Raw genomic sequence first — 15,419 nt, 5'->3', positions numbered from 1 at the left:
TTGCGCAATCCAACTGAGTTCCAGGCCCACCAACAAGCCTTCAAGGGCTTTGATTGCGGCACAGCAAATTTCGTTGCCACGCCCGATGGTAAAGGTCAAGCCGTGGCCTTGCAGGCCCAGGGTATCGGTCTCAAGGATGACGTAGGCCGCTGAATAGTCCGGGTCCGGGTTCATCGCATCGGAGCCATCAAGCGATTGCGAGGTGGGAAAACGAATGTCTTCAACCCTTACGGCGGTAATCGTGGTCATGGCTCATTTCTCTGTCAAAAGTAAAACCGCTCGTGGGTTTATTCGGCATCGACCGTACGCTGGCACTGCTCGCCAAGCCCACTGATGCCCAAGCGGATCTGTTGGCCCGCTCGCAGGTACACAGGCTCGGGCTTGATGCCAAGACCAACGCCGGGTGGCGTTCCGGTGGAAATCACATCGCCGGGTTGCAGGCTCATGAACTGGCTGAGGTAACTGATGATTTTGGGGATCTGGAAAATCATCGTGCGGGTGTTGCCGTTTTGATAGCGCTTGCCGTCCACTTCCAGCCATAGATCAAGCTGGTGCGGGTCAGCGATTTCGTCGGCAGTTACCAACCAAGGACCGAGCGGGCCGAAGGTGTCGCAGCCTTTGCCTTTATCCCAGGTGCCGCCGCGCTCCAACTGGTACTCGCGCTCTGACACGTCGTTGATGACGCAATAACCGGCGACATGCCCAAGGGCTTCACCCTCAGGGATGTAGCGGCCACCTTTGCCAATGACTACGCCAAGCTCGACTTCCCAGTCGGTTTTAGTCGAATGGCGGGGGATTTCGATGTTGTCATTTGGGCCGACAATTGCGCTGGTCCACTTGCTGAACACAACCGGTTCTGCGGGGATGGCAGCTCCGGTTTCAGCCGCGTGGTCGGCATAGTTGAGACCGATGCAAATGAATTTCCCGACCTGGCCCACACAGGCACCCAGCCGAGGCGAGCCTTTGACCAGCGGCAGGGATGAGGGATCGATATCTTGCAGGCGAGCAATGCTTTGCGGACTCAGGGTGTCACCTGCGATATCACCGACCAGTGCGGACAGATCACGTATTTCACCGTTGTTATCGAGCAGGGCAGGACGCTCCTGACCTTTTTCGCCATAGCGCAGCAATTTCATAGAGGTTCCTTGTGAGCAGCTTGATCAAGTAAGCGCAGCGGGGGAGGCGGGTTAGTTGCTCCAGCCACCATCAATGATTTGGGTGGTGCCGGTGGTGAAGCCGCTGGCGCTGGAGCCCAGGTACAGCGCCAGTTGGGCGATTTCCTGCGGAGTTCCGATGCGACCCAACGGTTGGCGGCTGACAAACGCGGCATACACTTCGTCTTCGCTACGGCCTTCGCGCTGAGCTTGTTCGCTAATGCGTTGGCGCAGGGATGGAGAGTCCACGGTGCCGGGGCAAATGGCGTTGCAGCGGATGTTCTGGTTGACGAAGTCGGCAGCCACCGACCGTGTCAGGCCGATCACCGCACCTTTGCTGGCGCAGTAGGCGAAGCGATTGGGAACGCCCTTAATGCTCGAGGCCACCGACGCCATATTGATGATCGAGCCACCACCGCTGGCCAACATGCCCGGCACAAAGGCGCGGATCATTCGGTACATCGCCGTGACGTTGAGGTCCAGAGCGAAGGCCCAGTCTTTTTCACTGCATTCGAGGATATTGCCGCTGTGGACTACACCTGCGCAGTTAAACAGTACGTCCAGTGGGCCGAGTTCTTTTGCCAGACGCTCGATAGCGGCTGCATCAGTGACATCCAGAAGGTGTTTGTGAGCGCCTTCAAGGCTGTCCAGGGCTCCAGCATTGATGTCGGCGGCGAAGACTTCGGCGCCAGCAGTGAGGTAAGCCTCGACGCTGGCCTTGCCAATCCCCTGGGCTGCCGCTGTGATAAGCACGCGTTTACCGGAAAGATCCATGGGTGCTCCGTGAAGGTATTCATTATTTTTATTTGGCCCAATGGTCAGGCCATTGCAGGCGTTGTTAATGGCTAAATTGAAGAAGGATCAAGGTAAGTTTTGCTATGATCGCTTAACGATACCCATCCAATGGTCAGGCCATTGGGCCTTTTGTAGCATGCACATTGACCATCAACAAGCGCACTTTTTCAAAAAACTGTTCGCCGGGCGCTGTGCACTCCAGAGCTGATTCAAAAATGCCATTTCAACTTATTGATAATCAAAGACTTTACAGGCAGATCGCAGACCAGCTGCGAGCGTTGATCGACAGTGGTGAGTTTCCACCTGGCAGTCGATTACCAGCGGAGCGTGAGCTGGCCAAGTTGTTGGGTGTGAGCCGTGCTTCGGTTCGAGAAGCGATGATTGCACTGGAAGTGATCGGTTTGGTGGATGTGCGCGTCGGCAATGGGGTGTTGGTATGTGTGCCTCCCGGCCAAGCGGTGTCCGATGAGCCGGTCATGCGCCAGGCGACTCGTAACCAATGGAAAGATCTGGACCCTGAGCTGGGCCTGGAAATCGACTTCAGTGCTGAAATCCCACCGTTTGCATTGCTTCAAGCGCGGCGCCTGATTGAGCCGGAAACTGCCGCGTTAGCTGCGGTCAATGCCAGCGACGAGGAGTTGGCCGGTATTCGTGAAGCGTTTGAACGCAACGTTCAGGATAATCGCGACGACTCGCATACCCACCCCGGCGACCGCTTGTTTCATATCCGTATTGCCCATGCATCGGACAACCCGGCCTATGCGCTGATCATTCAGCACTTGCTCGGCCATCGCTATGGCAGCATGTTTCAGCGTTTGCAAAGCCATTACACCTCGGGCGACATGCCTCATCGCTCTGAAGATGAACATCGACGTGTGCTGCTGGCGCTGGAGAGTCACGATCCAAAAGCTGCTCGCCAGGCCATGGCAGAACATTTGGATGAAGTGATTCGCATATTCAGCCGCAACGCTCAATAAACTGTCAGAACCCGAATCGAACCAAAAGATAGCTCATTGAAATACATTGCTTCTTTTGTGGAAGCCGAAACCCGTGGTTTGAGACCCGTGAGTCAGAAACCAGGTTAGAGTGTTCATCAATGTCTGTTCATAAGGGCCCTTCACTCGATTCGCGTAGTCGCGCCAAGCGGTTCCAGCGAACGAACCGGGCAAAAAAAACCGTATATCAATCGTTATGTGAAGAATGAATCGTCCGCTGTTTGTTTCTCTAGATGGGCCCAAGGGAACCGGCAAAACCACACTGTTGGAGGCCGTTACGAAAGTACTGAGGGCAGACAACAAAAAGGTGATCCGACTTTGCGAGAAAAAAAGCGATCCCTACAGGGGTGAAACAATGGCCCTCGTTAACAAGCTCGTCAGAAGTCCCACCCGGGATTTGGAGTTGGAGGTTTGTGAGCGCTTTGCTGATAGCCGTACCTGGATTTCCCAGCACGTGCTGGCTAAACAGCCACCAGGCAGCATCATCTTGATCGATCGCTGGTACCCATCTGATGCCGCGTTTCGCCGGATAGTCCCGTTTGCAGAGATTCTGCAGTTGAACATTGATCGAAACGTGCGAGTGCCAGACCTGCATGTCGGGGTTGTCACCGCACCTGATATTTCATGGGCGAGGGCAGCGGCACGACGGCGTGGGCTGAGCAGTACTGTGATCCACAAGCAGGAAGAACATGTCGCTTGTACCAAGGCGTTCGAGCGAGCGATTGCAGATCACGGCTGGGTTTTATGCCGTAATGAAGGAACGATCGAAGACGCAACGATGCAGGTGATTGCTGAGATCTATAGAGTCCTAGGCGAAGTTCGCTGCTCCGGCCTTGATGCGGTTGAGATAGCCGTAGATATAGATCGTTAGCAGGATCGAAGAAGTGATTTGTCGCCGCAGCGGTAGCCGGCTGACGCTTTGATCTGGGTGCCTGTCATCGAACTCTGAATCGAAGCTGCCCGGGGGTGGGTCTACATGATCAGACGGTCCGAGCGTCGATTACTGGAGATGTATGCCAAGAGGAAAGCGGACGATAGGGAAACGGACAGGACCTATGCGCAACTATAGAGTAATACATGATTTAACAAGTGGGCGATGTCATATGTTCATAAGTTACTCGGAGCCTTACCCTGCTGTAGGCAGAGATCAGTCCTGCGCCGGAAAGCCTCGTCAACCGCGACTTCTCGGCTGTTGCTCCGAATGAGAAATAGCTCACTGATATCACGGAGTTCCAGATCCCGACCGGCAAGGTGTACCTGTCCCCCAATGATCGACTGCTTCGATGGAAAGGTCATCAGTTGGTCGATCGGCACGCGCCCGGACGCCGGACTTGTGAACACGATGCTGGATGCCGCCGTCGAAACGGTGGCCCGCAACAGCAAACGGCCTGTCGTTCACTCCGATCGTGGCGCTCACTACCGCTGGCCCCGCTGGTTATCGCACATCGCTGATGCGAAGCTGATTCGTTCGATGTCGCGCAAGGGATGCTCGCTTGACAACGCGGCTTGTGAAGGCTTCTTCGGCCGGCTGAAAACGGAACTGTTCTATCCTCGCAACTGGCAGTCAACAAGCATCGAGCAGTTCATTCAGGCCCTGGATTCATACATCCGCTGGTACAACGAGAAACGAATCAAGATTTCCCTCGGCGCTCTCAGTCCCGTTGAATATCGTAAGAGCCTGGGCCTAGCGGCATAACCAGTCCAAGTTTTTTGCCGTCCCCCCAACAGCCCATACCTACTCCGCCACCATGATGAAGCGATACCCACGTTGCGCCACCTGTGGTATTCAGCAAAGCATTCAACAGTGACCAAGCCAACTCTTTGCCGTCAGTTTGTTGCCACGCGAAGCGCGGATCTCGACGTCCCGGAAACGGTTTTGTAAGGACATTAGCAAAATCTCCGTAGCAAACTTAATGTATATGCTTGTGTACAAGATAAGGCGTTCTGTGCCTATTCGCGTTGCTAGATCAAGGCCGCGCGGATAGAAATTCTCAACATTTTTTTCGGTACGGCTCCAACACTTCTCAGTCCGTGGGAACTCAGATCGCGGCTAGGAACCCACCGTCCACGTAAAGAACTTGGCCCGTGATGTAGCTGGCAGCTGAAGAGCTAAGAAAAAGCGCAGCACCGGCCAGGTCATTCAGATCGCCGAGTCTGCCGAGAGGCACTTTTTTGACCATTTCTTCTTTCCAGCCGGTGCCTTCGTAAAAAGGCCGGGTGAGATCAGTTTCAAAGTAACCAGGGCCAATCCCATTCACCCTTATGCCTAAAGGAGCCCATTCGGTAGCAAGCCCCATAGTCATTCCTACCAGGCCCGCTTTTGAAGATCCGTACGGCAAAGATCCTGGAACGCCTACAACACTCGTTAGCGAGCAAATGTTGATGATGGATCCTCCTTTGGCAGCCATGAGTTTCGCAGCGGCCTGTGCGCAAAAAAATGCCCCTTTAAGGTTCACATCAATAATCGCATCCCAAATTTCTTCGCTGACTTCAAGAGAGGGGGTAACGCGTTCTACTCCCGCGTTATTAATCAGCACGTCTAACTGCCCCACGACAGCTTCAATGTGAGTGAAGGCTACCTGTCGTGAGCGACTGTCGCCGACGTCGAGAGAAACGATTGAACATACTCCGCCCTCACCCTCTATTTTGGATTTGAGAGTCTCCAGTTTTTTTGTGTCGCGAGCAGCTGCAACTACATGCGCACCAGCTTCAGCAAATGCGATTGTCAGTGATCGACCGATGCCTTTTGACGCCCCAGTAATCAATACGGTCTTTCCGGAAACCGAAAATGAGATGGCCATGGTAGATTCCCCTTAGGGTCTGATGATGGTCTTAAGCTTCACGTTCGCCCCGCGATCTGACTCTTGATAGATCTCGAGGATTTGGTCGAGACTCACCGGGCCTGCTATCACTTGGTGCAGGGCTGGACTCAAGCGCTCGAGCAATTGGATAGCTTTACGCTGTTCATCCTGGAACACACTGCAACCCACCAGCTCTATTTCCCGCTCGACGATTTCGTTAGTGCTTAAAGGCATCTGACCAGAGGTCAGTCCAACTAATGCAATCCTTCCGCCTGAACCCACAGACTTTATGAGTTGTTCCATCACTCGGGCGTTACCGGTTGCTTCAATACAAAACAGCGGTTCCTTCCCGCCCATGGCGGCTCTAATAGCGTCACTGTCGCAGGCGACGGGAATCACTCCGCAAACATCTTCAAGCAAGCGTGCACGTGCCGCGTTGCGCTCGATCAGGTAGACCGGTCGCCTATCCAGTTCACGTAGTAAAATGGCCGCCAGACCACCTATGGGGCCGCCTCCTGCGATTAGCACAGGCGCGTCGGGCGAAGCGCTCAGCCTGGTCAATACACGCAGCGATACGCCTAATGGCTCGGAGAGCGCGGCAATTTCGTCGGTGACAGAATCAGGTACAGCCAGGAGGCGATGAATAGGTTGGAGACTTTGCTCGGCAAACCCGCCATCGCAAGCTTCTCCCACAAAACCCATTTTTCGGCAGAGATTTCCTGCGCCGGAGAAGCAGTAGTCACATGCACCGCAGTTGGCTCGTGAGTCGACCACCACGCGATCTCCAACTGAGAATCCGACAACACTCGGACCAATTTCGGTAATACGGGCGCAGAATTCATGACCAGGTGTAACCGGGATTTTTGATATCCATTGACCTGTTTTAAGGTTGTGAATGTCCGATCCGCAAACACCAGCAGCAAGCACTTTCAGGCGAACGTAACCATCAGGTACGTGGCCAGGTAGGGGGATATCTTCGAGCTTAATATCTCCCATTCCATAAAACCTAAGCGCCTTCATAGGTACCTCTCTGGTAGTTGGACGTTAAGTGTCAGCCTTCAGCACTTTTCTGGCTGACAGCATCGAATCGAAGGATCGCTGGCATCTGATCGAGAGATACCTTCAATTTCGTTGAAGGGCCCTGGTGACTTTATCGAATGGCCGCAAAAAGTCGGCAGAACCAGTCCGACCCAGCAACGGGCTCACTGCCGGCACTGATAGCAATGGCGAGTCCAAGAGCAGAGCTTTGAGGGGTATGACCACTCCCTCCGTCTGCGCGCAAATCTAGAACTAGAGTAGGGCAGCAGAAGAGCGCCAGCCGTAAGATCCGTTCCCAGTTCTCAGGCAGATACTCTTTAGCTTTCAACTCTGCGATTAGTGGTTTCCAATATTTATCGGTTTTACTTCGCAGAAACGCTTCCCGCAAAGGTGAGAGAGACCAGTCGAAGCCGACGAAAATCTTTCCGCTTTCAATGCGTGTAGTGACCCTGTATCGCTCCGAGACTCGGGACGGTTCGTACAGCCACAGAGGGTGAGCAAATATGTTGTGAAAGGTAGCCTTCACCTCTGCCAACAATGCAGGAATGTTTCGCCCTGCAAACGCAGGATCGAAGCTCACAAGGCGAGGTTCAGCGCCATTCGTTTCATACCAGATATTGGCATTGTGCGCATCGCCATGCGCGGTAAATACACCATGTTCAGCTAGCTTTGCCGGGGCTAGAACATCACCACTCTCAAGAAACAGCTCTTCAAGAGTACGCTCGTACTCAACGTTGTTGATCACCCATTTCAAATCCTTTAGTACTTCCCAAGGTGCTTCGGCACCAGGGAACGCAAAGATTTTTCCAACGTAGTTTCTTCCAACGCGTCCACCTAGCCCCGCAGGTACGCCATCGGTAACAAGACGATGGTGAAAGAGCTGATGCACAGGTTCCTTTATGACGTCTTCGACCGATCCTTGCTTCATCGTACGGAGCGCGACTTCGAGAGCCTCCTCATCGTACTCATCCTGCGCTTTTACCACTGCCGCCATGTTCTGCCAGTCGCTTGCTTCCTCAACAGCGCGGCAAGCATCAGCGAGGCGAAGGTCTTCACGGAGGGCATAAAAAAGAATCTGGCGACCTGGTTCACCACACGCGTACAGCGGTACGTCGACGCGATAGCCAGCCTCTCGAAGCAATTCTGCGTTGTAGTATTCTTCGATGGTTTTGTCTTCGCCTTCCTCATTATGATATTTGAAGAAAAAACGACGACCATCGTCCAATTCCGTCAAGCCATTCAGGGAGTTCAAGCTGTATTGATCTCGGTTGATTTCGAGATCTTTTGCACTAGCACCAATGACTTCGCTCACCAACTGGAGAAGCTTGGTGCGCGCGCCCTCCCAATCACCTTGTTTCGCCAGCGTCCGGGCTTGTGCAGCTAAGGGTTCCGACGTCTGATTCATATCGCTTTCCTTCAAGAAATTCTGATGATTACAACCGAGCTAGCCTGGCTACTTATGCGATGGCAGACCGGTCGCTTCGGTTATGAACCCTGCAGCACATTTGGCGGGCAGGAAGGCTTGCACTCAGTCAAAAGCTCTAAGGTCGTATTACCGCCCGTGCTGCTTTCTTCATCGGTTCGGGGGGAACACCTAAACAGGAGGAGGGCGCCTCCCCTCTGTCTGTCACTTACCGTTTTTTATGATTTCTTTGCGTAGTGGCGAGACTGCCAGTGCATGGGAGCTGAAGCCTTCGTAGACCGCGAATCCATGAGCTTGCTCAGCCAATTCGTCGTAGCCGGCGCGGGTTACATAGCCAACCGAGATCCGCTTCATGTAGTCAAATACGGACAGTGGACCAGCCGTCTTCGCAGCCCCGTTGGTTGGAAGTACAGCGTTAGGGCCGAGTACGAAGTTACCCAAAGTAACCGGGGTGTAGTTGCCGAGCAGAATTTCGCCGGCGTTACGGATCCGGTTCATGACTGCCAACGGTTCCTCGGACAAGATTTCCAAGTGTTCAGGTGCATATTCATTGACCCATTCGATAGCAGTCTCGAAGTCCTTGGTCAGAACGATCCCGCCATGCTCGCCACACAGAACCGTCTGTGAAAATTCAGCCCGTTTCGGATCAAGCTTCGCCCAGAGACCTGGCAGCGCTGCAATGACGCCTTCCGCTACTTCGCGGCTATTGGTAACCAAATATGCAGAAGAGTCCGGGCCGTGTTCTGATTCGATGATCAGATCCAGAGCGGCGAGCGAAGGGTTGACGGTGTCATCTGCCAAAACCACGCCTTCACTTGGGCCAGCGGGAGTACCTGGATCGATCAGATGTGACAGCTGACGTTTTGCGGTCACTACCCATGGGCTACCCGGGCCAACAATTTTGAGGCACTTCGGAACAGTTTGGGTGCCGTAAGCAACGGCGGCGACACCTTGAGCTCCTCCGCACTTATAAATTTCTTTGATACCTACAAGACGTGCAGCGACGAGCGTTGCATCATCAACCTTCCCGTCAGGGCCTGGCGGCGTGATTACTATCGGACGCGGCACTCCAGCGACAATCGCGGGAATGGCGGTCATCAGCAGAACGCTTGGGAAGGAGCCCTTTCCGCGCGGCACATAACAAGCAACGGAATCAATGGGTACGTGGCGGTCGCCCGCGAAAGCGCCAGGCCGCATCTCTTTGAGCCACATTTCTTCCGGTTTTTGCGCCTCATGAAAGACGCGGATGTTTTCAGCCGCATATTTAATGGACTCGATTACCTTGGGATCCATGCGAGCAAACGCTTCCTCGAACTCGTTTTCCTCGGCGCGGATCGACATCCGATCAGCGGTAACCCTGTCAAAGTCCTTTGCAAAGCGAATGAGCGCTTCGTCACCTTCGGTGCGTACGGCTTCAATAATTGGCTTTACCTTTTCTACGAAAAAAGAAAGATCAGCTTCAGTACGCCGGAACAATTCTTCAGGCAGAACATCAACGTTGGTCAGATCGTGAAAAGTTGGTTGTTTCATCACAAAGCTCCAATAGAGGCTTGGTTGTCGATAAAGACATTAATTAGGCGTGAGCAACAGAGTTTTGACGAATCAAGCCCAAAACATAGCGTTGAATATCCACAAACTCTGATAAGTCACACACTCCATCAATGCGTGGTCGACCAATTGGGACATTGATCGTGTCCTTGATACATCCGGTACCCATAACAACTATCCTGTCAGAAAGATATACCGCTTCCTCCACGTCATGGGTGACAAACATTACTGTAAGGCGGTGAGCCTCCCAAACTTTAGTTAGTAACTGTTGCATCTGACGGCGGGTTATGGCGTCCAGCGCCCCAAAAGGCTCATCCATGAGCAAGATTTTAGGCCGATACGAAAGAGCACGTGCAATTGCTACACGCTGCTTCATGCCGCCTGACAATTCATTCGGGTACGCATCAGCAAATGAAGTTAGGTTAACTAACTCCAGGTGTTCAAACGCGATTTCCTTGCATTCACGAGACTCTCGACCTGCGGCCTTAAGAGCGAACTCAACGTTTTCCAAAGCAGTGAGCCATGGAAGTAGTGTATATGCTTGAAAAACTACGCCTCGATCCATGCCGGCACCATTGATAGGTATACCGTCAACTAATACGCTTCCAGATTCGAAATCTTCCAAACCTGCAGCAATAGAAAGCATTGTACTTTTACCACAGCCAGAAGTACCTACAATGGAAACAAATTCGTTATCGGCCAAGGTAAGACTAATGCCATCAAGAACTTTTTTTTCTTGGTTGTTTGTTGTAAAGCTCTTATGCAGGCTCTGAATTGCTAACGTACTCATGACCGTCTCCGATTGTAACGGAACAATACTTTTTCGCCTGCTCGCATTGCTTGGTCTGTAATCAAACCAAGAATACCGAGAAACAGGATGTAGCCAATAATGGTGTCCGTTTGAAAATAGCGTTGCGACACAACGATTCGGTAACCTAGCCCTGAGGTTGACGCAACGAGCTCGGCGAGGACTAACCACGTCCAGGCCCAGCCCAGGCTTACTCGCAGAGCATCCCAGATTCCTGGCATCGCGCTAGGTAGAACAATTTTCCAAAGAATTTTCCTGTCACTCATTCCGAGTGTCCGGCCTAGTCCAATGAAATCGACAGGTACTCTTTTAACTGAGTCCATAACCATGAGTACCTGCTGGAAAAACGTTCCCAGCCAGATAATTAGAAACTTTTGAAAGTCGCCAGTTCCGCTCCATAGGATGGTCAATGGCACGAAAGCTACTACTGGCATGTATCGAATAAAGTCGACTAGGGGTTCCAGGGATGCTTTCCAGAACCCATAACTACCAGCTAGAACGCCAAATAGAATTGACATCAGAGATGATATTAGAAACGCAACGGTAATCCGATACAGACTAATTTTTAAATCGGCCCAGAGTGTTCCGTCTTGCGCAAGCTGAGCCAGCTTTGCCAAAACGCTTTGAGGAGTAGGCAAGAAAATAGGTGGTACAACGCCCAGAGCGCTGAATGCCCACCAGCAAACGCCGATGGCAATGAAGACAGAGGCTGCAATGAAGAGATACCCGCTTTTAGTCGGCTGGCGGCCTATCACAAATAGGCTGCCCCTCCTGCGACGCTTGGGTGGGGTGGTGTTGACCACTTCACCTTCCCCTCTTTTAGTTTCGACATGGCTCATATGTACCTCGCTCATCTAACATTCATTCCGACATAGCGCCACAGTTGCAAACGAATGCAGCCTGCGGCACGCGTCCAAACATGACAGTTAGCTGCCAATCACGGTTTTGATCTGGTTCATTATTTTACGAAGCGGGCATCGATGAGTGAATCAGCATCAACGGGCTTTTGAACGAGCCCTGCCTCAATCGCAGCCTTCAAAATCATCGGGAAAACGTTTTCTTTGAATGAGCCGTTTAGCTCATGAGTGTTCTGCTGCAGGTCGTAATATTCAACGCCGTCAAACGCAGTAGCAAGGTCTTCTGGATTAGCACCAACGGCCTTGGAAATTAGCTCACGGTCAGCTGCCGTATTGGCACGATAGTGAGCTACTGCATCTCCCCAACTATTAACAAGAGCCTGAATCTGCCCTGGTTTTTTCTTTATGACATCTTCGCGAACAACCAGTACGTCACTGACGATACCAGGCTGATCTTTACCGCTAAACAGCATGTTCAGCTTTGGATTTTGCTGCTTTGCAACGGTCAAATAGGGTTCGTAAGTCACTGCGACTGAAACTCGACCAGCAATAAGCGCGCTACCCGCACTGCTAGCAGGCATCGGAACCAGATTAATGTCACTCCACTGCATGCCGGCTTTAGCCAGCGCAGCGTGTAGCAAAATATCGCTAGTCGTGCCCTCTTCAAAGGCGACCTCTTTTCCCTTCAGGTCTTTGATGGACTTGACGTCTGGGCTCGCGATCACTGCATCTGCAGTCATGCTTTGATCAAGAAGCATCACGATTTTTACGGGCAGGCCCGCTGAAATCATTGCCATTGCAGTATGGGTGGCGATAGTCGCTACATCTAGCTGGCCGCTAGCGAGCCCGGCGTTGATGTCCTTATCTTCGTTGAAATTTATTAGCTCTACTTTTTCCAGGCCGCGTTTCGCAAAGAGACCGTGCGCAGCAGCTACGTGCATTTGCCCATACCCAAGCCATGGCTCAACTCCTACCTTGAGCGATCCAGCCTCTACCTTTGGATCAGCTGCCCAAGTCGCAACTGCTGCAGCCATGACGCAAGCGCCAACAAGGTACTTCACCCCATCTTTTAGCAACTGATTCATGTCGTCTCTCGCTTATGGTTGGAAAGCATTGATCTTTCGCATGTTCGCGCATCCCTTTAAACAATGTCGTGACTGCACAGTGACGCAATCCCTGTATGGCACGTATATACATGTAGGCACATAGCGTGCCCGTTTTGCAGGTTGCTAGTGGAAATTTTTACACCCCTTGCATCAAGGGCATTTCAGATCCTCCAGGCCGGATATGAAGGGCTGAACAAACGGTAACTTCGCTATAAACGTCTCAGAATAGGGCGATCTAGTGCGCATTGCCCTATTCGTGTGCGATATTCGGTAGCAAAGCTACTCGCACAATCAGTCTCTATAGACAGCAAGGTGGTGGCCTCAATAGAGGAGGCTTGGCATGCGCATCCGCCGGCTTATATATTGCTTATCATGTATATACATGTAAACACAGAAATAGACCGTTTAAAGTGAATCCAATGCCCCAGCCATGCTTCTGAAACCTGGCCGTCTGACCCTCGTCCAACTGCGTAAAATTTACACGGAACAACCTCAAATCGAGTTGGATGCTTCCTGTAATGCAGCCTATCGCTGGTCTCGAGCCTATGGAGCTGGGGCCGAAAGAGGGCAGGGCTTAGCGCTGATCAACGGTACTCAGGTATCTACTGCACTCGCATTACGGGGTCTATTTGCTACGGAAAAATTGTTTAGCGCGGCGGTTGTTGCGGGCAGCATGACGGTAGAGGCCCTAAAGGGCTCCTACGTGCCTTTTGATGCGCACATCCAAGAAGTGCTGGGGCAAATCGGCCAAGTAGCGGCAACTGGGCTGTATCGCTCCCGCTCGATGGTAGTGAGGTCCACAAATCTCATGAGACATGTACTCGAGTTCAAGATCCGTACTCGTTGCGTTGCCAGCCCCAAGTCATGGGCGCTTGCCTTGACCACATTCGCTTTGCTGCGGATATTTTCTTGCGTGAGGCGAATGCGGTATCGGACAACCCACTTGTTTTTGCCGCTGATGGCGACGTGCGTTCAGGCGGCAACTTCCATGCAGAACCAGTAGCGATGGCTGCCGATACTCTGGCCTTGGCTATTGCAGAGATAGGTGCGTTGTCTGAACGACATATGGCTCAACTTGTTGACCTGCGCTGTCTGGACTCCCAGCTTTCCTCGTCAAAGAAGGCGGTCTGAACTCAGGTTTTATGATCGCTCAAGTTACAACTGCAGCCCTTGCCTCGGAGAACAAAAGCCTGGCACATCCTGCTTCGGTAGACAGTCTGCCGACTTCGGCCAACCAGGAGGATCACGTCTCAATGGCGACCTTTGCGCTCGCTGATTGCAGGACATGACCGGAAACAGTTCCGCTGTTGTTGGTATTGAAGCTCTAGCTGCAGCACAAGGTATCGATTTCCATGCGCCGCTGAAAACGGCCAAAAAGCTTTCTGAGGTCATGGAGCTGATTCGAAGATTGTCTTCAGATCCATGCAATTGCCCGAAGCTGTACCGATCATGCAACTGATCCACAAAGTTTCCCCGCCTATACTCAACGACCCGGCACACAAAACGGTAAGTCACCTGTAATGGGCTGTGCCTAGTTATAGTGCATTTACGAAGTTGATCCGTTCGCCATATATCATAGGCGCGAACTATAGGGACACAAATAAACGTAAGTCCGCGTGTTATCAGGCATAGCGGCAACCCTTTACGTATGAGTTTTGTTTCGGATGAGTATTTCGCTGAGCATTGGTTGCACTAAAAAAGGACGATAGTGCCCACTTAAAGATAAGTGAACACTATCGCCCTCTGAGAGATTTCCCGCTACGTGTTGAACCCTTGCCGCCATCAACAACAAAATAACAGTTTCTGGCCAGCCTGGATAAGGTTCTGGTGCTGTTAGTTATTATCCTGGTAATAGCGCTGTTGCTGATGGCGGCGATGCTTTGGTGGTGGCGGGGCATAGTCATCGTCGGAACTGTATCTGGGAGCACCGAGCGCAGTGCCAGTCACATTGGCGGCCCCACCCAGCGCCGCCCCGGTGATATTGGCTACACCGTTGAGTACCGAGCCAACGATGCCATCAGCCTGAACGGATGATTGAAAAAAACCACCCATCAGGATGCCCACTATTAAGCTCGGTGCTTTCTTGACGATATACATACGCCACCTCTACCTGAGAATTGAATCGAGCTGTAATGGCCGAATCAGATTGGTCACGTATTTTTTGACAACAATTGATCGCCGTAAATTTTGAAAAGTATTACCAAAAATAACCGGGGTGGACAGTTCCGTTTTTTACGTTCTCGGATTAACGCTCGAGTTACTATAAGTGGCAGGACGATACCCAATCCAACTACCTACGACAGGTAATGCAGGCACGACGTCATTAAACTTTTTCGTTGCGTTTAATTGATCGAGATTCTCCCTGTTAGTTCAAAAGGTCGTCTCACCGTTAATGAATCAGGACTTAAGGTCAAAGGTGTCATGCACAGGCTCAATTCCCATATATGGCCGGGAGGCGGCGCTTGGCATTCTCGCGCTGACAGCCATTTTGATGGGCAGAAATGCTATTAGCCTGCGTCCTCTAGGCAGAGCCAGCGAGTATCTGCAGGTCAGCAGCATGACGTTCAGCTACCTGATACTGATGATCCCGGGATTAACGAAACCCTCTCGCGCCTGCCGGTGGGAAACCCTATCGGCCACGGTCCTGACTCACCCGAGGTCAAAGCTGCGCTGTTCGGCGCTCTGCTGGTCTTTCTGCTCAGTCTGTCCTACCAGTTGCTGCGTCGGCGCGCACGTCGTGCCCGGCTCCAGAGTAGTTATCCGACGCAAAGCTGAACCCCAGCTAGATCAAGACTTACAGGCCTCGTGTTGATTTACCGCACACCACAGCATCAGAAAGTACGGAAATATGAGTGCAATCTCTACCATCGAGCCGCTACAGATTGAAAGCTTTG

Annotated in this window: 12 protein-coding genes and 4 pseudogenes; 4 read left to right on the top strand and 12 right to left on the bottom strand. The window is 52.2% G+C overall.

The features are described 5' to 3' along the window. The 3 genes and pseudogenes from JFV26_RS17670 to JFV26_RS17660 all read right to left on the bottom strand — a co-directional run. A pseudogene (locus tag JFV26_RS17670) lies at positions 1-249 on the bottom strand (fuconate dehydratase); the annotation flags it as partial. 38 nt (positions 250-287) lie between these two features. Further along, on the bottom strand, positions 288-1,136 hold the full coding sequence (locus JFV26_RS17665) for a fumarylacetoacetate hydrolase family protein (protein ID WP_201194311.1): 849 nt from the start codon (positions 1,134-1,136) through the stop codon (positions 288-290). A gap of 51 nt (positions 1,137-1,187) precedes the next feature. Beyond that, complete coding sequence (locus JFV26_RS17660; protein ID WP_201194309.1) at positions 1,188-1,928, bottom strand: SDR family oxidoreductase; 741 nt, start codon at positions 1,926-1,928, stop codon at positions 1,188-1,190. A 236-nt stretch (positions 1,929-2,164) separates the two neighbouring features. Here JFV26_RS17660 and JFV26_RS17655 point away from each other — a divergent pair, with 236 nt between their 5' ends. The 3 genes and pseudogenes from JFV26_RS17655 to JFV26_RS17645 form a co-directional block, all read left to right on the top strand. Then, a complete protein-coding gene (locus JFV26_RS17655) occupies positions 2,165-2,926 on the top strand; it encodes a FadR/GntR family transcriptional regulator (protein WP_201194313.1) in 762 nt (253 codons plus the stop codon). A 223-nt stretch (positions 2,927-3,149) separates the two neighbouring features. Beyond that, a complete protein-coding gene (locus JFV26_RS17650; protein WP_201194307.1) occupies positions 3,150-3,815 on the top strand; it encodes a dTMP kinase in 666 nt (221 codons plus the stop codon). A 272-nt stretch (positions 3,816-4,087) separates the two neighbouring features. Beyond that, a pseudogene (locus tag JFV26_RS17645) lies at positions 4,088-4,640 on the top strand (IS3 family transposase); the annotation flags it as partial. A 31-nt stretch (positions 4,641-4,671) separates the two neighbouring features. On the opposite strand, the pseudogene JFV26_RS17640 reads toward JFV26_RS17645, so the two are convergent. The 8 genes and pseudogenes from JFV26_RS17640 to JFV26_RS17605 form a co-directional block, all read right to left on the bottom strand. Further along, a pseudogene (locus tag JFV26_RS17640) lies at positions 4,672-4,755 on the bottom strand (hypothetical protein); the annotation flags it as partial. A gap of 228 nt (positions 4,756-4,983) precedes the next feature. Then, a complete protein-coding gene (locus tag JFV26_RS17635) occupies positions 4,984-5,745 on the bottom strand; it encodes an SDR family NAD(P)-dependent oxidoreductase (protein ID WP_201194305.1) in 762 nt (253 codons plus the stop codon). Between the two features lie 12 nt (positions 5,746-5,757). Then, on the bottom strand, positions 5,758-6,741 hold the full coding sequence (locus JFV26_RS17630; RefSeq protein ID WP_201194303.1) for a zinc-dependent alcohol dehydrogenase: 984 nt from the start codon (positions 6,739-6,741) through the stop codon (positions 5,758-5,760). Positions 6,742-6,895: 154 nt separating this feature from the next. Beyond that, positions 6,896-8,188, bottom strand: coding sequence for a hypothetical protein (locus JFV26_RS17625; RefSeq protein ID WP_201194301.1), 1,293 nt, complete (start codon positions 8,186-8,188; stop codon positions 6,896-6,898). Between the two features lie 222 nt (positions 8,189-8,410). Further along, entirely contained in the window at positions 8,411-9,736 is a 1,326-nt protein-coding gene (gene hisD, locus JFV26_RS17620; protein WP_201194300.1) for a histidinol dehydrogenase, read from the bottom strand. A 43-nt stretch (positions 9,737-9,779) separates the two neighbouring features. Then, positions 9,780-10,544 (bottom strand): ABC transporter ATP-binding protein, encoded by a 765-nt coding sequence (locus JFV26_RS17615; RefSeq protein ID WP_201194299.1) that lies wholly within the window; start codon positions 10,542-10,544, stop codon positions 9,780-9,782. Further along, the gene (locus tag JFV26_RS17610) at positions 10,541-11,401 is read right to left on the bottom strand and encodes an ABC transporter permease (protein ID WP_201194298.1); all 861 of its coding nucleotides are present in this window, start codon (positions 11,399-11,401) and stop codon (positions 10,541-10,543) included. Before JFV26_RS17610 ends, JFV26_RS17615 begins: the two co-directional genes overlap by 4 nt. Positions 11,402-11,520: 119 nt before the next feature. Then, on the bottom strand, positions 11,521-12,504 hold the full coding sequence (locus JFV26_RS17605) for an ABC transporter substrate-binding protein (RefSeq protein WP_201194297.1): 984 nt from the start codon (positions 12,502-12,504) through the stop codon (positions 11,521-11,523). A gap of 548 nt (positions 12,505-13,052) precedes the next feature. On the opposite strand from JFV26_RS17605, the pseudogene JFV26_RS17600 reads away from it, so the two are divergent. Next, positions 13,053-13,930: pseudogene (locus JFV26_RS17600) on the top strand (aromatic amino acid lyase); the annotation flags it as partial. Positions 13,931-14,358: 428 nt separating this feature from the next. On the opposite strand, the gene JFV26_RS17595 reads toward JFV26_RS17600, so the two are convergent. Continuing rightward, a complete protein-coding gene (locus tag JFV26_RS17595) occupies positions 14,359-14,622 on the bottom strand; it encodes a hypothetical protein (RefSeq protein WP_201194296.1) in 264 nt (87 codons plus the stop codon). Between the last annotated feature and the right edge of the window lie 797 nt (positions 14,623-15,419).

The organism is Pseudomonas sp. TH31 (assembly GCF_016650815.1).
Lineage (GTDB): Bacteria > Pseudomonadota > Gammaproteobacteria > Pseudomonadales > Pseudomonadaceae > Aquipseudomonas.
This window is presented reverse-complemented; position numbering and strand designations above follow the sequence as displayed.